An 18,776-nucleotide genomic window follows, 5' to 3' on the forward strand; every position below is an offset into this window, starting at 1 on the left:
TCGCCAAACTCAAGGACTGGCGCCGCATCGCCACACGCTACGACCGATGCGCCCACACCTTCTTCTCCGCCATCTGCATCGCAGCAACCGTCATCTTCTGGCTCTGATCAATGAGTCCTGAACCTAGAGCGCGATCCGTTTAGATGGAAGCAGACTGCTTCCATCTAAACGGTGAATCGCACTCTACCTTATTGAAAAGAGACGGATTCAGTGTTGAGACGGGATCGCAGAGCGATCCCGTCTCAACACATCCGGCTCTGGTGTCTCAATTCAACGTGTTGAGCATCCAACCGATCCAGAAGAACTGGTCGATCATGGTCAGAAGCAGAAAGGCGCCGTGGAAGCGCCGGTTCCGAACCCGCATGGCGATGAGGCAGCCCACCACGAGGACGATCGATTCCATGGCCTGGAACGCGCCCACGAGGCGCAGATAGTCGCCCCCCTTCAGCAGCGTGTCGCCCACATCCATCACATGGGACAAAGCCTGGAGGCCGAAGAACCAGCGGCGCTTCGCGAAGAAATAGGCGTCGTAGCTGGGATATTCGCCAAGGTCGTCCGGGAAGAGCAGGACGCACATGAAATAGAACAGGCTCGTATAAGCGAGCAGGAAGAAATAAACGAAGAAAGTCCAATTGGTGATGGTGGCGAGGCGATACTCCCACCACCAGAAAAGGATGGCGGATATCAGCAGGTTTCCGGCCCATCCCAAATGGAGGATGCTGACCTTGTGCGCCTTGGGGTGCTGGATGAACTTGGCGAAGCCGGACAGAAGGCGCGTGATGCACAGGCCGAGGATCATCCCCATCACGACCCGGACATGGAAATAAAGCTGCGGGTCCGTTCCGGCTGCCATCTTCCCTCCGCCCGCTGACGGTCCTGTTTAGGGGAAGCTTGGCCGGGCGCGCAAGATCGTCGCGGCGCAGCATGGCGACGCGCGCTCCCTGCAGGGGATGCGAAGGCGTCATGCAATCGCCATATGGCATTGCGGTACGCGACCTGCTAGAAGGCGCCGCCTCGACATGCACACTCCGTTCCGGCCCTCGGGCCGCGCGGAGCGGCGCAGGGTCAGGGATTTTCATCGGTGTCAGGGCCGCGAGCGCGGCCTTGGAGGACTGCCATGCGTCGGGCCGAGATCGTCCGCGAGACCAAAGAGACGAAGGTGCGCCTGTCCGTCGATCTGGACGGAACGGGTGTGTGCGCCCTCTCCACGGGCATCGGTTTCCTCGATCATATGCTGGACCTCCTGGCCCGCCACGCGCGCTTCGACATTTCCGGCGCGGTGGAGGGGGACCTGCATGTGGACTTCCACCACACCACCGAGGATGTGGGCATCGTGCTCGGCCAGGCGGTGCGGCGTGCGCTCGGCGACATGGCCGGAATCACGCGCTATGCCGACGTGCACCTGCCCATGGACGAGACGCTGACCCGTGTCGCGCTGGACATTTCGGGCCGTCCCTTCCTGGTGTTCCGCACCAGCTTCCCCACCCAGAAGATCGGCGCCTTCGACACCGAGCTGGTGCGCGAATTCTTCCAGGCGTTCGCCTCCAGCGCGGCGGTGACGCTGCATGTGGAGACGCTGTACGGGGACAACAGCCACCATATCGCGGAAAGCTGCTTCAAGGGCCTCGCCCGGGTGCTGCGCGCGGCGGTGGCCATCGATCCCGCGGCGGCCGGGCAGATCCCGTCCACCAAGGGCGCCCTCGGGGTGTGACGTGGTGGTTTCGACCCAAGCGCGCATGGCGATGAGCCTGCGACGCGCATCCTGGTCTTAGGAGGCCGGCATGGCCATCTGGAACGTTCTGATCAAGGACCGCGCCGGCGAGACCGAGATGGGCCGCGCCGAGGGAGTGGCGTTCGTGCGCGAGCAGCCCTTCCTGCTGGTCTTCCTGTTTCCGCTCATCGCTCTGCTGCGGTTCCGCCTGTGGCTGGCGCTCGGGCTCTATCTGGCGCTGTCGCTGGCCCTGGGGCTGGCGGGCGAATGGCTGCGCGTGCCCGCTCTGGCCCAGGGCGTGGCGCAGATCGGCATGCATCTGCTGCTGGCGCTGGAACTCTCCAGCCTGCGCGTCTGGAAGCTGCGCCGCATCGGCTATCTGGAGGCGGGTCTCGTGGCCGCGCCCAATCGCGAGGAGGCGGAGCGCCGCTTCTTCGCCCATTACGTTCCCCCGGCGCGGCGCGACCTGCCGCCCCCGCGCCCCCTTCCGTCCCGTCCGGTGGGCGCGGCGGGCGTGATCGGCTCGTTCCCGGAGCCGCGCGCGTCATGACCGTCGCCATCGTCGATTACGGATCCGGCAACCTGCACTCCGCCGCCAAGGCCATGGAGCGGGCGGCGGCCGATGCGGGGACTACCGCGCGCGTGGTGGTGACCAGCGACCCGGACGTGGTGCGCGCCGCCGATCGCGTGCTGCTGCCGGGCGTCGGCGCCTTCGCCGATTGCCGCCGGGGCCTCGACGCCGTGCCCGGCATGGTGGCGGCGCTGGAGGAGGTGGTGCACGGCAAGGGCCGTCCCTTCCTCGGCATCTGCGTGGGCCTTCAGCTTCTCGCCGAGACCGGCCTTGAGCATGGCGAGACCGCCGGGCTCGGCTGGATCAAGGGCGTGGTGGACCGCATCGAGCCGTCCGACCCCACCCTCAAGATCCCCCATATGGGCTGGAACACCCTGTCGCTCGACCGGCCGCACGCGCTGCTGGAGGGCATCCCCACGGGGGACCAGGGCCTCAACGCCTATTTCGTGCATTCCTATCACATGCAGCTCGCCGATCCGGCCGACCGCGTGGCCACCACCGATTACGGCGGCACCGTCACCGCCGTGGTGGCGCGCGGCAATGTGGCCGGCACCCAGTTCCATCCCGAGAAGAGCCAAAAGCTCGGCCTTGCCCTTCTCGCCAACTTCCTGAAGTGGCGCCCGTGATCCTGTTTCCCGCCATCGATCTCAAGGACGGCCTCGCCGTGCGCCTGGAACAGGGCGACATGGCGCGGGCCACCGTGTTCAACCGCGACCCCGCCAGCCAGGCCGGCGAGTTCGAGGCCCTGGGCTTCCGCTACCTGCATCTGGTGGACCTGGACGGCGCCTTCGCCGGACGCCCGGTGAACGCGGCGGCGGTGGACCGCATCCTGGAGACGGTGTCCATCCCCGTTCAGCTGGGCGGCGGCATCCGCGACATGGCCACCATCGCGGCGTGGCTGGAGAAGGGCGTGACCCGCGTCATTCTCGGCACGGCGGCGGTGCGCGACCCTGAGCTGGTGAAGGACGCCGCGCGCGCCTATCCCGGCCGCGTGGCCGTGGGGCTCGACGCCCGCGACGGCCGCGTGGCGGTGGAAGGCTGGGCCGAGACCTCGGACCTGCCCGCCGAGGACATCGCCCGCCGCTTCGAGGATGCCGGCGTCGCCGCCCTCATCTATACGGACATCGCCCGCGACGGCCTGCTGAAGGGCCTCAATATGGACGCCACCATCGCGCTGGCGGACGTGGTCTCCATCCCGGTCATCGCCTCGGGCGGTCTCGCCTCGCTGGCGGACGTGGAGGGGCTGCTGGAGCCGCGCGCGGCCAAGCTCGCGGGCGCCATCACCGGCCGCGCCCTCTATGACGGGCGGCTCGACCCGCGCGAGGCGCTGGCGCTCGTGGCGGGGCGTCGCTGAGCCATGCTGAAAGTCCGCGTCATCCCCTGCCTGGACGTGAAGGACGGGCGCGTCGTGAAGGGCGTGAAGTTCGTCGATCTGCGTGATGCCGGCGACCCGGTGGAAGCGGCGCGCGCCTATGACGCCGCGGGCGCGGACGAGCTGACCTTCCTCGACATCACCGCCAGCCACGAGGACCGGGGCACCATCCTCGACGTGGTCCGGCGCACCGCCGAGCAGTGCTTCATGCCGCTCACCGTGGGCGGGGGCGTGCGCACCGTGGACGATGTGCGCACCCTGCTGCATGCGGGCGCCGACAAGGTCTCCATCAACACCGCCGCCGTGAACCGCCGCGCCTTCGTGGGCGAGGCGGCCGAGAAGTTCGGCGAGCAGTGCATCGTGGTGGCCATCGACGCCAAGAAGGTGAGCGCGCCGGGCGAGAGCGACCGCTGGGAGATCTTCACCCATGGCGGGCGCAAGCCCACCGGCATCGACGCGATCCAATATGCCCGCGAAGTGGTGGACCTGGGCGCGGGCGAGATCCTGCTGACCTCCATGGACCGGGACGGCACCGGCATCGGCTTCGACACGGCGCTCACCCGCGCGGTGTCGGACGCTGTGCATGTGCCGGTCATCGCCTCCGGCGGCGTGGGCACGCTGGACCACCTTGTGGACGGCATCCGGGAGGGCGGCGCCTCGGCGGTGCTGGCCGCCTCCATCTTCCATTTCGGCACCTTCACCATCGGCGAGGCCAAGGCGTGCCTCGCGGCGGCGGGGCTGCCGGTGCGTCTCGACTGAGGGCTCCATCATGAGCGAAGCGCGCGTCACCCTGGGCGATCTCGAACGCATCGTGGCGCAGCGCGCCGAGGCCGATGCGGGCGCCTCCTATACCCGCTCCCTGCTGGACAAGGGCCTTGCCAAATGCGCCCAGAAGTTCGGTGAGGAGAGCGTGGAGACGGTGATCGCGGCGGTGTCGGGGGACCATGCCGCCTTGGTCGCGGAGACCTCCGATCTGCTGTACCATCTTGCCGTTCTCCTGCATGCCCGCGGTGTCTCGCTGGACGAGGTGCATGCGGAGCTGGCGCGCCGGACCCAACAGTCCGGCCTGGCGGAAAAAGCGTCGCGGGGCTGATCGAGGATGCCGGGCACGAAGAGCATGGACATCGCGCCGGACCACGGCCTTTCGCCCTACCGCACCTTCACCCGTGACGAATGGGCGGAGCTGCGCAGGGACACGCCCATGCCCTTGCGGCCGGACGAGATCCTGCGCCTGCAGGGCCTCAATGACCGCCTGTCGCTGCGGGAAGTGGAGGAGATCTATCTCCCGCTCTCGCGCCTGCTCTCGCTCTATGTGGCGGCGACGCAGAAGCTGTTCCGGGCCATGAGCCACTTCCTGCATCACGACTCGTCCAATGGCGAGGGCAAGATGCCCTACATCATCGGCGTCGCCGGCTCCGTGGCGGTGGGCAAGTCCACCACCGCCCGCGTGCTCCAGGCGCTGCTCGCCCGCTGGCCCAACACCCCCAAGGTGGACCTCGTGACCACCGACGGCTTCCTCCTGCCCAATGCCGTGCTGGCGCGTGAGGGGCTCATGGAGAAGAAGGGCTTTCCCGAGAGCTACGACCTGCCGCTGCTGCTGCGCTTCCTCACCGACATCAAGGCCGGGCGCCGCCCGGTGCGCGCGCCGCTCTACAGCCATTTCTTCTATGACGTGATGCCCGACCAGAGCGTCGAGGTGGACCGGCCCGACATTCTCATCGTCGAGGGGCTGAACGTGCTCCAGACCGGCCGCCCGCCGCGCGACGGCACGGGAATCCCCTTCGTCTCCGACTTCTTCGACTTCTCGGTCTATATCGATGCCGGGGATCAGGTTCTGGAAGACTGGTATGTGGAGCGCTTCATGCGGCTGCGCGAGACCGCGTTCCGCGATCCGCTCTCCTACTTCCATCGCTATTCGCAGCTGACCGAGGCGGAGGCGCGGGCCACCGCGCTCTCCATCTGGCACCGCATCAACCTGCCGAACCTGCAGGAAAACGTGCTGCCCACCCGCCAGCGGGCGGACCTCATCCTGCGCAAGGCGGGCGACCACGAGATCGCCGAGGTCAGCCTGCGCAAGCTGTGAGGGGCCACAGGCCGTCACCGCGATGAAGGCGTTCTTTCCCTCTCCCCCTTGCGGGAGAGGGTGCCGAGCGGTAGCGAGGCGGGTGAGGGGTTGGGCACCGCCTGGCTCAAGCATTCCGAAGCGCGCGCAAACGGACACCCCCCTCACCCCAGCCCTCTCCCGCGAGGGGAGAGGGAGTTCTGGCGCGCGGATGGTGTCAGCGCTTGCGCACGAATTCCGTGCGCAGGACCAGGCCCTTGATGCCCTCGTAGCGGCAGTCGATCTCTTCAGGGTTGTCGGTCAAGCGGATCGACTTGATGACCGTGCCCTGCTTGAGGGTCTGGTTCGCGCCCTTCACCTTCAGATCCTTGACGAGGCTGACGGAATCGCCGTCCGCAAGGACGTTTCCGGCGGCATCGCGCACCTCGCTCGCCGCCTGCGCGGCCGCCTTCATCTCGGAGGCGGGCCGCCATTCGCCGGTGGCCTCGTCATAGACATACTCATCATCCGCGTCGGCCATGGATGCCTGCGCTCCCTTTTCAGCCAAGTCCGGCGACCATGCACTGCGCTGTCGCGTCCGGACTTGCGATGTCTCAATGGCCCGCAGCATTTCCGGGGACGCCATGGGCGGCGGAAAGGCTCCGGATACGTCCGGTCCGTGCCGGCGCCCGGCCGGAGATAGCTCCAAACCGTGCCGCCGGAAAGCACGTCATGTGCCGGGGACGAAGGCGATGCGCAGCATGTTGGTGGCGCCCGGCGTGCCGAAGGGGACGCCCGCCACCACGATGATGCGCTGGCCCACCTTGGCGAAGCCGTCGCGCACCGCGTTGCGGCTCGCCCGCTCCACCATGTCGTCCACGTCATGGGCATCCTCGGTGACGATGCAGTGGACGCCCCAGACGAGGCACAGGCGGCGCGCGGTGGCGGCATTGGGGGTGAGCGCGATGGTGAGCGGGCGCGGGCGCTCGCGCGCCACCCGCAAGGCCGTCGCGCCGGAGGCGGTCCAGCAGACGATGGCGCCGAGGTCCAGGGTCTCGGCGATCTGGCGCGCGGCGGCGGCGATGGCGTCGGCGCTGGTGGGCTCGGGCTCGGCGCGCTGGGCGTTGAGCACCTGCCGGTAGGTGGGATCCTTCTCCACCTCCTCGGCGATGCGGTTCATGGTGGCGACTGCCTCCACGGGATATTGCCCCGCCGCGCTTTCCGCCGACAGCATGATGGCGTCCGCGCCCTCGAACACGGCGGTGGCGACGTCCGACACCTCCGCGCGGGTGGGCACGGGCGCGGTGATCATGCTCTCCAGCATCTGCGTGGCCACCACCACGGGCGTGCCGGAGCGGCGGGCGGCGCGGGTCATCTGCTTCTGCACGCCGGGCACGCGCTCCAGCGGCATCTCCACGCCGAGATCGCCGCGCGCCACCATGAGCGAATCCGTCAGCTCCATGATCTCGGCGAGGCGCGCCACCGCCTGGGGCTTCTCCACCTTCACCATGATGCCCGCCCGCCCGCGCGCGATCTTGCGGGCCTCGGCCACGTCTTCCGGCCGCTGGACGAAGGAGAGGGCGATCCAGTCCGCGCCCACTTCCAGCGCCGCGTCGAGGTCGGCCCGGTCCTTGGGCGTCAAGGCGGAGGAGGGGAGGGTCGTGTCGGGCAGGCTCACGCCCTTGCGGTCGGAGATGCGCCCGCCCACTTCCACGCGCGTGACGGCGCGGGTGGGGGTCGCTTCCTCCACCGTGAGGCGCACCTTGCCGTCGTCCAGCAGCAAAGTGTGGCCCGCTTCCAGGGCGGCGAGGATTTCGGGATGGGGCAGGTGGACGCGCGCGGCGGTGCCGGGGGTCGGGTCGGCATCGAGCACGAAGCGGGCGCCGCGCTCCAACTGGGCGCTGCCGCCCTCGAAGGTGGCGAGTCGCAGCTTGGGGCCCTGAAGGTCCACCAGGATGCCGATGGGACGGTCATGGGTCTTCTCGATGGCCCGGATGGCCGCCACGAAGGCCTTGAGCTTGTCGTGAGGGGTGTGGCTCATATTGATGCGGAACACGTCCGCCCCGGCCATGAACAGGCGCTCGATCACCTGCGGGTCGGAGGATGCCGGACCGAGGGTCGCGACGATCTTGGTGCGGCGCTGGCGTCTCATAATGCCTCCCTTTGCAGCCCCTTAGAGTGTCTTTCCGCGTTTCCTTCACGCGAACCGCTTCACACTTCGCTCGGAAACGCTCTGGGCAAGCCACCCGCCTGAGGACGGCGCGGCCGCGCGCAGGCTGACCGCTCCGGGCGGGCGGATCAAGTCGGGCGGCGGGATTTTCCCGATACCGCCGGGGACCGGGGATCAGGGGCGGCGCGGCGCGGGCGGCGGCGGGGGCGGCAGGGGAACCGGGCCGGGCAGCGGCGCGATGCCGGGCGGGGCGGTGCCGGTCTGGCTGCCTTCGGTGAGCTGCACGGTCCAGCCGCGCTGCTCCTTGGTGTCCACTTCCAGGAAACCCGTGCGGTCGAAGCCGCGGGCGAGGCAATCGTCGGTGCTGCGGATGGTGAATTCCTTGTCGCGGGTGCACATGAAGGCCCGGCCGGACCATTCCCCGCCCTGGTCGTAATCCACCGCGTAGAGGTAATAGAAACGCGCCACCAGATCGCCGCGCAGCAGGGTCTCGCAGGTGTTGGCGGCGATGTTCCACCAGCCTTCGCTGGTCCAGACGTCGTTTTCCTTATAGCCCACCGCCACGCCCACCCGGCTCTGGGTGCGGTTGCACAGCCGGAAATCCGCATGGGCCAAGGCGGGCAGGAGGGGCACGAAGCCCGCCGCGAGCGCCAGGGCGCACAGGGCCGCGCGCACGCGGCTCGTGGCGGCGCGCCGGACGGAACCCTGAGCCGTCATGGGATGGTCGGGGAGCGGGCGTCGGCGAAACATCGGATGCGTGTGTGCCCTTGGTGGGGGGAGGCGTCAATGGCCGAGCTGGGGTCGGCGGGGCGGAAGGCGTTTTCGGCAGGGAACAGGGCGAGAAGGTGGCAGCCCTCCTCGGGCGCGCATGCGCACCGCCTTGCTCCCGCCCGGTGGAGCGCCCATCCTGGCACCAAATCAAGCGCGATAGGAACGCCCCGTGACCGACGATCCCCGCACCTCCGACAGCCTCGGCCTGACGCCGGAAGCCCGCGAGCGCCTGGAGGCGGCCGCCTTCCGGCGGCTGGTGGCGCATCTGCGCGAGCGGACCGACGTGCAGAATATCGACCTGATGAATCTGGCGGGCTTCTGCCGCAACTGCCTGTCCAACTGGATTCTGGACGCGGCGCAGGACCAAGGCGTGCCGCTCACCAAGGACCAGAGCCGCGAAGCGGTCTATGGCATGAGCTATGATGCGTGGAAGGCGCTGCACCAGCGCGAGGCGAGCCCCGCGCAGCAGGCCGCCTTCGAGAAGGTGAAGCCGGCCCATTGATGCTGTAGGCGGGTCTCAGCCTATTCGGCCGGGTCGGGCACGGCCGGGGTGGCGAGGGCGGCGGGGATGTCCTGCGCCCAGACGGGGCGGCCGAACAGGAAGCCCTGCACCTCGTCGCAGGAGAGGGCGCGCAGCACGGCCGCCTGCTCCTGTGTCTCGACGCCTTCCGCCACCACTTTCAGGTCCAGCGCATGGGCCAGCGAGATGATGGCCTCGACGATGGACCGGCTGTCGCGCCGCTCCAGCATGGTGGCGATGAAAGAGATGTCGATCTTCAGGGCGCTGACCGGCAATTGCGCGAGATAGCTGAGCGACGAATAGCCGGTGCCGAAATCGTCCACGGAGATGGTGAGGCCCCGGTCCCGCAGGATGGTGAGGCTCTTGGCGGTGCCCGCCATGTCGCGCATGGCGGTGGTCTCCGTCACCTCCAGCTCCAGGCGCGGGCGCTGGCCGCCCGGCAAGGGCGGGGCGGCGGCCATGAGGTCCAGCAGATGGGGGACGAAGTCGGCTTCGGCGAGCTGCACCGCCGACACGTTCACCGCCACCGGCACCACGCCGTGGCCCAGATGGGCCCAGCGCGCCTGATCGGCCAAAGCGGTGCGCACCACGAAATTCCCTACCTCGACGATCTGCCCGCTTTCCTCCAGCAAGGGGATGAAGCGCGAGGGCGGCATGACGATGCCGTCCGCGCCGCGCCAGGTGAGCAGGGCTTCGACGCCCGTGATGCGGCCGGTGCGCAGGCTGGTCTTCACCTGGTAGCGGAGCCGGAACTCGTTCGCCTCCAGCGCATTGGAGAGGCGCACCAGAAGGTCGAGCCGCTCCGCCGCCTGCCGGTGCATGCCGGGCTCGAAGAAGGCGATGCGCGCGCCGGTGTCCCGCGCCCGGCGCACGGCGGCCTCGGCGCGGGCCAGCAGGGTTTCGGGGTCCGTGCCGTCCTCGGGCGCGACGCTCACCCCCACCTGGACCGCCAGGAGGACCTTGGCGGCATCGATGCGCAGCGGCGCCGCCAACCCGGTTTCCAGCGCCTCATGGATGCGCTGGGCGGCCTCGGAGGGCGTCCCCACATCGGTGAGGAAGGTGGCGAACTCGTCGCCGGACACGCGCGCGAGGCGGTCCGGCGTGCGGGAGCGGTCGGTGAGGATGCGCGCCACCTCGCGCAGCACCTGATCCCCCGAATGACGCCCGAAACTGGTGTTGATGGAGCTGAAATTGCGGATATTGCCCACTGCCACATAGACCCGCCGCCCCTCCTTCTGCGCCGCATGGAGCGACTGGCGCAGGCGCGTGAGGAACAGGGCCCGGCGCGGCAGGCCGGTGAGGCCGTCATGGGAGCCCTGCTGCATGACGCGCAGATGGTTCTCCATGCGGTGAAGCTCTTCGGTGGTCTGTGCGAGCTTCTGGGACAGCAAATGCTGGTAGGCGTTGTCCGCATCCTCCTTGTCGGGCATGGGCGCGGACGGGCGCGTGATGGGCGGTGCCGCGCCGGGTTGAAACGGATGGTGCGGCGGCGCCTCGCCCAGCATCCCGCGCACCGTGTCGAGGATGATGTCCGGGTCGGTGGGCTTGGTGATGATGTGCCGCACGCCGCAGGCGCTCGCCAGCGCCGCCGCCTCCCTTGTGTTGTAGGTGGCCGTGTAGACGATGATGGGGAGGCCGGCGAGATCAGGCTGGCGGCGCAGGGCCCAGATCAGCTCATATCCGTCGCCCGACGGCATGACGATGTCGGTGATGATGAGGTCCGGCCGCTGGCGAAGGGCCATCTGCAGCGCCGCGCGGCCGTCCCCCGCCTCGCGGATTTCGTGTCCGTCATGGCGCAGCATCGCCACCAGGAGCTGGCGGTTCACGGGATGGTCGTCCACCACGAGGATCGTTGCCATGCCGTCACGCCCCATCCCGGCGGGGCAGATACTGGGCGATCTGCACGACGAAGGTTTCCGGCTCAATGGGCTTGGAGACGTAGTCGGTGAAGCCCGAGCGGATGATGTTCTCCCGGTCCCCGGCCATGGCGGAGGCGGTGACCGCGATCAGCGGGATGTGGCGCAGGCTCGGGTCCGCGGCGATGCTGGCGGCCACCTCGAACCCGTTCAGTTCGGGAAGCTGGATATCCGAGATGATCAGGTCCGGTTGATCGCGGCGGGCGGCGGCGAGCCCGGCGGCGCCGTCCTCGGCCAACGTCACCCCATAGCCGGACCGGCCGAGCAGGAAGCGCATCAATTCACGGCTGTTGGGGTCGTCCTCGATCACCAGGATGCGCGCCGCCATGCTCAGTCTCCCGGAAGGCTGAGGGTGAAGACGGAGCCCTTGCCCAGGGCGCTCTCCACTTCGATGCGCCCGCCGAGACGATCGGCGAGGCGCTTGCTGATATGCAGGCCGAGCCCGGTGCCCTCGCGCGCGGCGCGGCCCGCCTCCAGCCGCGAAAAGGCGTCGAAGACGGTGGAGACATCATCCTCCTTCATGCCGATGCCGGTGTCCGTCACCCCCATCTGGACCCAGCGCGTGTCCGTCTCGCGGGTTTCCCGCAGCGACAGGCGGATGCTGCCGCGGTCGCAGAATTTCACCGCATTGGCCGCCAGATTGGTGAGGATCTGGGTGAGGGCGCGCCGGTCGGTGGTGACGATGCACCTGGCGGGGGGCAGCTCCAGGATCATGGAGAGGTTCTTCGCGTCGCTCTGCGGGCGCAGGGCGGCGTGGATTTCCTCCAGCACCTCGCGGCAATCCACCCGCTCCGGGGCAAGATCCAGCTTGTCCGCGTCCATCCGCGCGAGGTCGAGGAGGTCGTTGATGAGCGAGAGTAGGTGGCGCCCCGAGCCGCGAATGGTCTTGAGCTGCTTCTCCTGTTCCTCGGTGAGCGGCCCGGCGAGGCCCATGAGCAAGGTGCCGGTGAAGCCGATCACGGCATTGAGCGGCGTGCGCAGCTCGTGGCTCATGGTGGCGAGGAAGCGGTCCTTGGCCTGCATGGCGCCGGCGAGCTGGGTGTTCCTGTCGCGCAGCATGGTTTCGAGCCGGCGCCGCTCGGTGGCGTCGCGGATGGCGCTCAGCACCAGGGAGCCCTCGGTGGTCTCCAGCGGGCTCAGGGACACGTCCACGGGGATTTCCACCCCGTCGGCCCGCAGCCCGTGCAGGTCGAGGCCGATGCCCATGGCGCGCACGCGCGGATGGCGCGAAAAGTCGGAGCGATGGGCGAAATGGGCGGTGCGCAGGCGTTCGGGCAGCAGGCGCTCCACCGGCTCGCCCAGCAGCGCGCCACGGGGATAGCCGAACAATTCCTCCGCCTGGGTGTTCACCAGCACGATCCGGCCGGTGGCGTTCAGCACCACGATGGCGTCGGGCATCAGCTCGAACAGGTCGCGGAACCGGCTCTCCAGCATCTTGGAATCCCGCTGGAGCCGGAAGCGGGTGATGTCCTTGTCGGAGACAATCGCGGCCATGCCGCCCGCATCGGTTCCGGGGGGGATGCGCCGCACCGTGGTGCTGACGAAGATCAGCAGGCCATCCCTGCGGCGGCGCAGGCCCTCGAAGGAGCAACTGGCGCGGTCGGTGCCGGAGAAGAGCGCGTCGAAATCCGCCCGTGCTTCGCCGCGCCGGTTTTCGGGAACCGTCAGTTCGAGGAGATTGCGGCCGACCGCCTGCGCTGCGGAAAAGCCGTAGATATCCTCGGCTCCGCGGTTCCACGAGAGAATGCGCCGCTCCGCATCGATGGCGATGACGGCATCGGGTGCATGCTCAAGAATGACGGCCTCTGCTTTTGCTTGCCCGTCCATCGCTATCCCAAGCGCTCTCCGCCCCTCCCTGACGGCCGCTAATAATGTCGTATTCCCCCGCTCCTCCCTTGCCGAGCCATAACGGCGCCCGGCACATGATGTTCCGAACATGAACGATTGATCAAAATCCAGGTTCTGGCAAGCATTGGGTGCGACATTGCGATGCACGCACCTTTGGTTGTGCGCCGCACGCAAAAACGCCGCCCCGGCGGGAGCCGGAGCGGCGGTGCAGTTGGCGGCCCGGGAGGGGGTCGCGATAAGGACGTGGCGCGGGGCGTCAGTCCTCGACCACCGCGCTCATGCGCTTGCGGTCCAGGGTCACCTTGCGGGCACCGTCGAGGCGCAGGGCGCCCTCGCTCTGGAGCTGGGACAGGGCGCGGGAGACCGTCTCCAGCGTCAGGCCGAGATAATCGGCGATGTCGCGGCGGGGCATGGCGAGGTCCACATGGCCGGTGGCGCCGAGGCGCTGGTCCATATGGATGAGGAAGGCGGCGACCCGCTCCAAAGCGGTGCGGCGGCCCAGCAGGATCATGTGCTCCTGGGCGTGGCCGAGGCTGCGCAGGGTGAGGTCCCACAGACGGCAGGCGGCGTCCACGTTGCGGCTGGCCGTATCCTCAATCTGGCGGCGGCGGAACAGCAGCACGGTGGTGTCGGCAACGGCCTCGGCGGTCATGCGGTGGCGCGCGCCCATCTCGAAGCCGAACAGGTCGCCGGGAAGGTGGAAGGCGTCGATCTGGCGGCGGCCGTCGCTCAGCATCTTGCAGGTGCGCACCGCGCCCTTCACGACGCGGTAGACGAAGTCCGCCTCCTCGCCCTCGCCGAAGATTTCTTCCTCGCGGCCATAGGAGAAGGAGGTGCCCACGAGTTCCGGGCATCCGCACAGCATAAGCTCAGGCGCCACCGGAATCAGGCCCGCGGGCTGGAGGTGCCGCGCATTCGGCAGGGTCTCATGTCTCATGGCCGGCTCCTCGCGTTTCGATGGAGGGACGCTAGCAGTAAGCCGGGGATGAGGAATTTCGTGCCGACCCCCTAGGCCGGAGCCCTTAGGGAAGATGACTTAAGGGGAAATACCGATATGGCGGGCCCGCGCTGCATGCACCGCGCTCAGCAGCATGTCCTGGGAGAGCGGCTTCTCAATCAAGGCGAGGCCGGCGGCTTCGGCGCGGGTGGCGATCTTGGGGTCGGGATGGCCGGTCATGAGGATGACGGGGGCGCCCACATTCAGTTCCCGCAGGCGGCGGAACACGTCGATGCCGTCCATGACCGGCATCTTGAAGTCGATGATGAGGCAGACGGGATCGTTGAAGGGCAGGTCCGCCAAAAGCTCCGGGCCGCCGAGAAACGCCTTCACGCTATAGCCCTCGCTCTCCAGCAGGAAGCGGAGCGAATTCAGGGCACCGGGATCGTCGTCCACGATGATGATGATCGGTTGCGGCTCGGCGCCGGGCGCGGCTTGCAATGGCAATCTCCAGCGGACCACTCGGCCGGTCCACACGCCATCCCACCACGTCCGCCGCCCCGCGCACTTGAGGCGGATCAATTCGGCCGGGGCCGCGCGGGCAAAAAAACGCTCCTGTGGGGCCGGAGGGCGTGGATAGCGGGGACATTTCCTTGACGGCGGGCCGATCCTGCGCCCCTATCCGCCGCTCGACAGTCCAGGAGTAGCCGCTCGTGTCGGAAGACGTGTCTGATGCCCCCGCGGGCTTCGCCAAGGAACAGCTCAAGTCCTTCATCGAGCGCATCGAGCGCCTGGAGGAGGAGAAGAAGGCCATTTCGGACGACATCAAGGATGTGTTCGCCGAGGCGAAGGCCAATGGTTTCGACGTGAAGGCCCTGCGTACCATCCTCAAGATCCGCAAGGAGGATGCCGACGATCGCAAGGAGCACGAGGCGATCGTGGAGCTTTACCTCCAGGCCCTCGGCATCTTCGTGTGATCAACCGGGCCGGCTGGACCGGCCCGGCGGGATCGCGTGTGCGGTGCCTCACCCTCCCGGCTTTGCCGGGGCGGGGCTGGCCGGAGCGGAGTCGGCGGGTGCGCTGATGGGAGCGGGCGAGCGGGTGTGCAGCGTCTCCGGACGCCGCTTGCCCACCGATTCCCAGAACATGAGCACCAGCGCCGCGATGGTGATGCCCAGCGTGGCATAGCGGATCCAGCGCGGCGCCGGCCCGCCGGTATGCACCGTGCCGTCCTCCACGTCGCGCTTGTGGTTGAGGGCGAGCGCGTAGAACACGATGGTGGCGATGACGAAGATCAGCGACCAGCGGGTCTGGTTGCCGTCCGAGCCCACCAGGGCCCACAGCGAATACACCGCCGCCACCAGCGCGACGAGGGTGTAGAGGCTGTAGTCGCGGGTGGACATCTGCTTGTAGCCCAGCACCTTCAGCGCCACCGCCGAATAGATGTAGGGCAGCAGCGTCATGATCACCGCGATGGACGCGATCTTGCCGAACTGCTCGCTGGCGGTGGGCGACATGGTGGCGATGATCTGAACCGTCATGATCACCGCGACGATGGCGAGGCCGATGGACGGCACGCCCTTGCGGTTCACCTTCGAGAAGACGGTGGGGAACAGCCCGTCATCGGCCGCCGCTTTGGCGGTCTGGCCCACCAGCAGCGTCCAGCCCGCCAGGGAGCCGAGGCAGCCGATGGCGGCGCAGGCCGCCACGATATTGGCGGCGGTGTCGCCCAGAGCGAGCCGGGCGGCGTCCGCGAACGGGGCGGAGGAGGCCACCAGCTCCTTGTTGGGGATCATGCCCATGATGGCGGTGGAGGAGAGCACGTAGCACACCGCCGCGATGACCACGCCGCACACGGTGGCGATGGGCACGTTGCGGCGCGGATTCTCCACCACGCCCGCCGAGACCGAGGCGGTCTCCACGCCGATGAAGGCCCACAAGGTGAAATTGAGCGTGGCGCCGATGGCGGTGAGCGGGGCTTCGCCCGACACGTTCCAACCGTCCGAATAGGTGGTGCCGGAGAACCAGAACCAGCCCAGAAGCGCCATGCCCACGATGGGCACCAGGGCGAAGGAGGTGGTGAAGGATTGGAGGCGCCCCACCACGTTCGGCCCGAGGATGTTGGCATAGGTGAAGAACCAGACCAAGGCGATCTGCGCCAGGGCGGAGACCAGCGGGTCCCTCAGGGCCGGGAAGAAGGCGGAGAGATAGCCGAGCCCGGCCACCGCCAGCCCTACGTTGCCCACCACATTGGCGAGCCAGTAGATGAGGTTGGTCTGGTAGCCCATATAGTCGCCGAACGACTTGCGGGCATAGGCATAGGGCCCGCCGGCGATGGGGTCGATGGCGGCGAGCTTGGCGAACACCAGCGCCAGCGCCACCGCGCCCACCACCGTGATGAGCCATCCGAAGATGGCGATGCCGCCGGTGGCGGCGAGATTCGCGGGCAGCATGAAGACGCCCGAGCCCATCATGTTGCCGGCCACCATGAGGGTGGCGGCTATGAGGCCGATCTTCTTGGGCTGCACGCCCCCCGTGGCAGGGGCTGAGGCTGCGTCAGGCATGGGTCATCCCTCCCTGTCTTTTCAGCTCTTGATGCACAGAACGCGGTAGGTTCCCTCGTCCACTTCGACACCGTGGGTGTCGTGGCCGAAGCCTGGAAACTGGCGGTCGAAGGCTTCCAGCGCCTTGAGATAGCCGAGCACCGGCCCGTCCGCGGGGCCGGCATTCTCGCCGGGCATCAGAAGCGGGATGCCGGGCGGATAGGGGACGACGCCGGTGGCGACCGTGCGCCCGGCGAGGTCGTGGAGGGTCACGCTCTCCACATTGCCCTTCACCAATTGCTCATAGGCCTGGACCGGGGAGCGGTCCGGGCGGGGCAATTGGGAGAAGGCGGCGGCCATGGCGGCGGTGGTCTTCAGCGCCTTCATGGCGGCGAACATGGTGTCCGCCAGATCCTTCAGCCCCATGGCGCCGTAGCGCGCGGGGGCGAGCGCCACGAGGTCGGGCAGGACCTCTTCCAGCGGGGCGTTGGCGTCGTAGTCCCGCTTGAAGTCCGCCAGCTCGCTCACCAGCGTGCCCCACTTGCCCTTGGTGATGCCGAGCGAGAACAGGAACAGGATGGTGAAGTCCGTGGTCTTCTCCACCACGATGCCCTGGCGATCCAGATACAGGGTGACGATGGCGGCGGGGATGCCGGTCTCGGCCAGGACGCCGGAGGGCGACATGCCCGGCGTCACCACCGACACCTTGATGGGGTCGAGCATGCACCAGTCGCCCTCCAGCCCCTCGAAGCCGTGCCAGGCCGCCCCCGGCTCCAGCACCCAGCAGGACGGGTCGGTGACGAGTTGCTCCTCGTCGGCGAGGTGGAAGGCGACTGTGTCGCCGGTGGCGGCGTCGCGGACATGGTCCGCCTGCCAGGTGTTGAAGAACCAGGTGCCGCGCTCCGCATAGGCGGCGTTCATGCGCGCCATGAGCTGGCGGAAGGCCACCGCCTCGCGGATGGATTCGGTGGTCAGCGCCTGCCCGGACGGCCCGTCCATCATGGCCGCGCTCACGTCGTTGGAGGCGATGATGGCGTAATTGGGCGAGGTGGAGGCGTGCATCATGAACGCCTCGTTGAAGCGCACATGCTCGATGGGCCGCCGCCCGTCCCGCACATGGATGAAGGACGCCTGGGAGAGGGCCGCCAGCAGCTTGTGGGTGGACTGGGTGGCGAACACGGTGGGCTTGTCGGCGCCGTGGTCCGCCGGGTCGCCATGCATGGCGAAGCGGTCGCGGTAGAGCGGGTTGAACCGCGCATAGCCGTACCACGCCTCGTCGAAATGCAGGCGGTCCACGCTCTGGCCCAGCAGCGCTTCCACCCCGGCCACGTTGTAGCAGAGGCCGTCATAGGTGGAATTGGTGATGATGGCGTGCACCGGGGTCGGGTCCACATCCGCCCGCACCAGGGCGTTGGAGGCGATGGAGGACGCGATGGCGGCCTTGGTGAGGTGCGCGGGGGGAATGGGGCCGATGATGCCCAGCCCGTTGCGGGACGGCATCATGTAGGTGGGAATGGCGCCCGAGAGCGTCATGGCATGCTCGGCGCTCTTATGGCAGTTGCGGTCGCACAGGCACACCTGATCGCGCGTCACGCTCGCCATGAGGATGACGCGGTTGGAGGTGGAGGAGCCGTTGGTCACCGTGTAGCTGCGGTGGGCGCCGAACACCCGGGCGGCATATTTCTCGCCCTGGCCGATGGGGCCGGAATGGTCCAGCAGCGAGCCCAGCTCGCCCACCGAGATGGACAGGTCCGCCCGGAACAGGTTCTCGCCGAAGAATTCGAAGAAGGCGCGGCCCGCCCCGGTCTTCAGGAAGGCGGTGCCGCCGGTATGGCCCGGCGTGTGCCAGGAATATTCGTGGAGCTGCGCGAACCGGGCCAGCGCGCCGAACATGGGCGGCAGCACCTGCTGGCGATAGCGCCGGATGGACGCCACCACGCGGCCCGCGATGAAGCGCGGCGTGTCCTCCAGAAGCCAGATGAAGTCGTCCACATGGCCCATGGCCTCCAGCGGGATGCTGGAGGCGAGAGAGCGGTCGGCGCACAGGAAGATGGGCACATGGGTGTTGCGCGCGCGGATGGCCTGGATGACGCCGAGGGCGGCATGGTGGCCCTCGTCATTCTCCGCGTCCCAGTCCAGCAGCACGGCCTGGAGCGCGGCATCGCTGGCGAACAGCAGGGAGGCGTCCTCGCAGGTGGAGGCCGCCACGACGCGCACGCCCTGGGTTTCCAGCTCGTCCGCCAGCGCCCGCGCCGCCCGTCCGCCTGCGGTGCCGGACTGGTCCAGCGAATGGACCATCAGGGCCCGCATGCCGAGGTCTTCCTCCCGAGATTGCGCCATTTCCGGTCTCCTTAACGTTGGCCGAGGCGCGGGAAA

Annotated in this window: 20 protein-coding genes and 1 pseudogene; 10 read left to right on the forward strand and 11 right to left on the reverse strand. The window is 68.4% G+C overall.

From position 1 onward, the window contains the following. Nucleotides 1–107, forward strand: a pseudogene (locus EJJ38_RS13220) (IS5/IS1182 family transposase); the annotation flags it as partial. Between the two features lie 158 nt (nt 108–265). Here EJJ38_RS13220 and EJJ38_RS13225 read toward each other — a convergent pair. Further along, nucleotides 266–853 carry a hypothetical protein gene (locus EJJ38_RS13225; RefSeq protein WP_127090622.1) on the reverse strand — a complete coding sequence of 196 codons (588 nt, stop codon included), beginning with the start codon at nt 851–853 and terminating at the stop codon, nt 266–268. Nucleotides 854–1,117: 264 nt separating this feature from the next. Here EJJ38_RS13225 and hisB point away from each other — a divergent pair, with 264 nt between their 5' ends. The 7 genes from hisB (at nt 1,118) to coaA (ending at nt 5,737) form a co-directional block, all read left to right on the forward strand. Then, nucleotides 1,118–1,711 carry an imidazoleglycerol-phosphate dehydratase HisB gene (gene hisB / locus EJJ38_RS13230; protein ID WP_127090623.1) on the forward strand — a complete coding sequence of 198 codons (594 nt, stop codon included), beginning with the start codon at nt 1,118–1,120 and terminating at the stop codon, nt 1,709–1,711. 70 nt (nt 1,712–1,781) lie between these two features. Then, nucleotides 1,782–2,261 (forward strand): DUF2628 domain-containing protein, encoded by a 480-nt coding sequence (locus EJJ38_RS13235; protein ID WP_127090624.1) that lies wholly within the window; start codon nt 1,782–1,784, stop codon nt 2,259–2,261. After that, nucleotides 2,258–2,908, forward strand: coding sequence for an imidazole glycerol phosphate synthase subunit HisH (hisH, locus tag EJJ38_RS13240; RefSeq protein WP_127090625.1), 651 nt, complete (start codon nt 2,258–2,260; stop codon nt 2,906–2,908). Before EJJ38_RS13235 ends, hisH begins: the two co-directional genes overlap by 4 nt. Continuing rightward, complete coding sequence (gene hisA, locus EJJ38_RS13245; protein ID WP_127090626.1) at nt 2,896–3,636, forward strand: 1-(5-phosphoribosyl)-5-[(5-phosphoribosylamino)methylideneamino]imidazole-4-carboxamide isomerase; 741 nt, start codon at nt 2,896–2,898, stop codon at nt 3,634–3,636. Before hisH ends, hisA begins: the two co-directional genes overlap by 13 nt. Before the next feature lie 3 nt (nt 3,637–3,639). Beyond that, the gene (gene hisF / locus EJJ38_RS13250; RefSeq protein WP_127090627.1) at nt 3,640–4,413 is read left to right on the forward strand and encodes an imidazole glycerol phosphate synthase subunit HisF; all 774 of its coding nucleotides are present in this window, start codon (nt 3,640–3,642) and stop codon (nt 4,411–4,413) included. Nucleotides 4,414–4,423: 10 nt separating this feature from the next. After that, complete coding sequence (locus tag EJJ38_RS13255) at nt 4,424–4,747, forward strand: phosphoribosyl-ATP diphosphatase (RefSeq protein WP_127090628.1); 324 nt, start codon at nt 4,424–4,426, stop codon at nt 4,745–4,747. Nucleotides 4,748–4,771: 24 nt separating this feature from the next. After that, complete coding sequence (coaA, locus tag EJJ38_RS13260; RefSeq protein WP_127090652.1) at nt 4,772–5,737, forward strand: type I pantothenate kinase; 966 nt, start codon at nt 4,772–4,774, stop codon at nt 5,735–5,737. 196 nt (nt 5,738–5,933) lie between these two features. Here the strand turns inward: coaA and EJJ38_RS13265 are convergent, their stop codons facing one another. The 3 genes from EJJ38_RS13265 to EJJ38_RS13275 all read right to left on the reverse strand — a co-directional run bounded on the left by EJJ38_RS13265 (nt 5,934) and on the right by EJJ38_RS13275 (nt 8,582). Further along, nucleotides 5,934–6,236, reverse strand: a complete 303-nt coding sequence (locus EJJ38_RS13265; RefSeq protein WP_127090629.1) for an alkylphosphonate utilization protein — start codon at nt 6,234–6,236, stop codon at nt 5,934–5,936. Between the two features lie 189 nt (nt 6,237–6,425). Continuing rightward, on the reverse strand, nt 6,426–7,847 hold the full coding sequence (gene pyk, locus EJJ38_RS13270) for a pyruvate kinase (RefSeq protein WP_127090630.1): 1,422 nt from the start codon (nt 7,845–7,847) through the stop codon (nt 6,426–6,428). A 192-nt stretch (nt 7,848–8,039) separates the two neighbouring features. Further along, nucleotides 8,040–8,582, reverse strand: coding sequence for a DUF1036 domain-containing protein (locus tag EJJ38_RS13275; RefSeq protein WP_127090631.1), 543 nt, complete (start codon nt 8,580–8,582; stop codon nt 8,040–8,042). Nucleotides 8,583–8,805: 223 nt separating this feature from the next. Between EJJ38_RS13275 and EJJ38_RS13280 the strand changes: the two genes are divergently transcribed. Beyond that, nucleotides 8,806–9,138, forward strand: a complete 333-nt coding sequence (locus EJJ38_RS13280) for a DUF1244 domain-containing protein (protein WP_420836887.1) — start codon at nt 8,806–8,808, stop codon at nt 9,136–9,138. A gap of 20 nt (nt 9,139–9,158) precedes the next feature. On the opposite strand, the gene EJJ38_RS13285 is transcribed toward EJJ38_RS13280, so the two are convergent. The 5 genes from EJJ38_RS13285 to EJJ38_RS13305 form a co-directional block, all read right to left on the reverse strand. Continuing rightward, nucleotides 9,159–11,015 (reverse strand): putative bifunctional diguanylate cyclase/phosphodiesterase, encoded by a 1,857-nt coding sequence (locus tag EJJ38_RS13285; RefSeq protein WP_164738504.1) that lies wholly within the window; start codon nt 11,013–11,015, stop codon nt 9,159–9,161. A 4-nt stretch (nt 11,016–11,019) separates the two neighbouring features. Then, a complete protein-coding gene (locus EJJ38_RS13290; RefSeq protein ID WP_127090633.1) occupies nt 11,020–11,400 on the reverse strand; it encodes a response regulator in 381 nt (126 codons plus the stop codon). 2 nt (nt 11,401–11,402) lie between these two features. Next, a complete protein-coding gene (locus tag EJJ38_RS13295; protein WP_127090634.1) occupies nt 11,403–12,899 on the reverse strand; it encodes a PAS domain-containing sensor histidine kinase in 1,497 nt (498 codons plus the stop codon). A 277-nt stretch (nt 12,900–13,176) separates the two neighbouring features. Further along, on the reverse strand, nt 13,177–13,857 hold the full coding sequence (locus tag EJJ38_RS13300) for a helix-turn-helix domain-containing protein (RefSeq protein WP_127090635.1): 681 nt from the start codon (nt 13,855–13,857) through the stop codon (nt 13,177–13,179). Between the two features lie 99 nt (nt 13,858–13,956). Next, complete coding sequence (locus EJJ38_RS13305) at nt 13,957–14,358, reverse strand: response regulator transcription factor (RefSeq protein ID WP_127090636.1); 402 nt, start codon at nt 14,356–14,358, stop codon at nt 13,957–13,959. Between the two features lie 212 nt (nt 14,359–14,570). Between EJJ38_RS13305 and EJJ38_RS13310 the strand changes: the two genes are divergently transcribed. Next, nucleotides 14,571–14,834, forward strand: coding sequence for a DUF2312 domain-containing protein (locus EJJ38_RS13310; protein WP_127090637.1), 264 nt, complete (start codon nt 14,571–14,573; stop codon nt 14,832–14,834). A gap of 48 nt (nt 14,835–14,882) precedes the next feature. On the opposite strand, the gene adiC is transcribed toward EJJ38_RS13310, so the two are convergent. Next, nucleotides 14,883–16,421 (reverse strand): arginine/agmatine antiporter, encoded by a 1,539-nt coding sequence (adiC, locus tag EJJ38_RS13315; RefSeq protein WP_127090638.1) that lies wholly within the window; start codon nt 16,419–16,421, stop codon nt 14,883–14,885. A gap of 21 nt (nt 16,422–16,442) precedes the next feature. Continuing rightward, a complete protein-coding gene (locus tag EJJ38_RS13320; protein ID WP_205666171.1) occupies nt 16,443–18,740 on the reverse strand; it encodes an Orn/Lys/Arg family decarboxylase in 2,298 nt (765 codons plus the stop codon). Between the last annotated feature and the right edge of the window lie 36 nt (nt 18,741–18,776).

The organism is Aquabacter cavernae (genome assembly GCF_003993795.1).
Lineage (GTDB): Bacteria > Pseudomonadota > Alphaproteobacteria > Rhizobiales > Xanthobacteraceae > Aquabacter > Aquabacter cavernae.

What these genes read in the sequence shown, in the direction of transcription:
- EJJ38_RS13265 (WP_127090629.1), bottom strand. Translation starts at nt 6,236, where the DNA reads ATGGCCGACGCGGATGATGAGTATGTCTATGACGAGGCCACCGGCGAA.
- EJJ38_RS13225 (WP_127090622.1), bottom strand. Translation starts at nt 853, where the DNA reads ATGGCAGCCGGAACGGACCCGCAGCTTTATTTCCATGTCCGGGTCGTG.
- coaA (WP_127090652.1), top strand. Translation starts at nt 4,772, where the DNA reads ATGGACATCGCGCCGGACCACGGCCTTTCGCCCTACCGCACCTTCACC.
- EJJ38_RS13300 (WP_127090635.1), bottom strand. Translation starts at nt 13,857, where the DNA reads ATGAGACATGAGACCCTGCCGAATGCGCGGCACCTCCAGCCCGCGGGC.
- hisB (WP_127090623.1), top strand. Translation starts at nt 1,118, where the DNA reads ATGCGTCGGGCCGAGATCGTCCGCGAGACCAAAGAGACGAAGGTGCGC.
- EJJ38_RS13255 (WP_127090628.1), top strand. Translation starts at nt 4,424, where the DNA reads ATGAGCGAAGCGCGCGTCACCCTGGGCGATCTCGAACGCATCGTGGCG.
- EJJ38_RS13320 (WP_205666171.1), bottom strand. Translation starts at nt 18,740, where the DNA reads ATGGCGCAATCTCGGGAGGAAGACCTCGGCATGCGGGCCCTGATGGTC.
- hisH (WP_127090625.1), top strand. Translation starts at nt 2,258, where the DNA reads ATGACCGTCGCCATCGTCGATTACGGATCCGGCAACCTGCACTCCGCC.
- hisF (WP_127090627.1), top strand. Translation starts at nt 3,640, where the DNA reads ATGCTGAAAGTCCGCGTCATCCCCTGCCTGGACGTGAAGGACGGGCGC.
- EJJ38_RS13285 (WP_164738504.1), bottom strand. Translation starts at nt 11,015, where the DNA reads ATGGCAACGATCCTCGTGGTGGACGACCATCCCGTGAACCGCCAGCTC.
- EJJ38_RS13235 (WP_127090624.1), top strand. Translation starts at nt 1,782, where the DNA reads ATGGCCATCTGGAACGTTCTGATCAAGGACCGCGCCGGCGAGACCGAG.
- pyk (WP_127090630.1), bottom strand. Translation starts at nt 7,847, where the DNA reads ATGAGACGCCAGCGCCGCACCAAGATCGTCGCGACCCTCGGTCCGGCA.
- adiC (WP_127090638.1), bottom strand. Translation starts at nt 16,421, where the DNA reads ATGCCTGACGCAGCCTCAGCCCCTGCCACGGGGGGCGTGCAGCCCAAG.
- EJJ38_RS13275 (WP_127090631.1), bottom strand. Translation starts at nt 8,582, where the DNA reads ATGACGGCTCAGGGTTCCGTCCGGCGCGCCGCCACGAGCCGCGTGCGC.
- EJJ38_RS13295 (WP_127090634.1), bottom strand. Translation starts at nt 12,899, where the DNA reads ATGGACGGGCAAGCAAAAGCAGAGGCCGTCATTCTTGAGCATGCACCC.
- EJJ38_RS13290 (WP_127090633.1), bottom strand. Translation starts at nt 11,400, where the DNA reads ATGGCGGCGCGCATCCTGGTGATCGAGGACGACCCCAACAGCCGTGAA.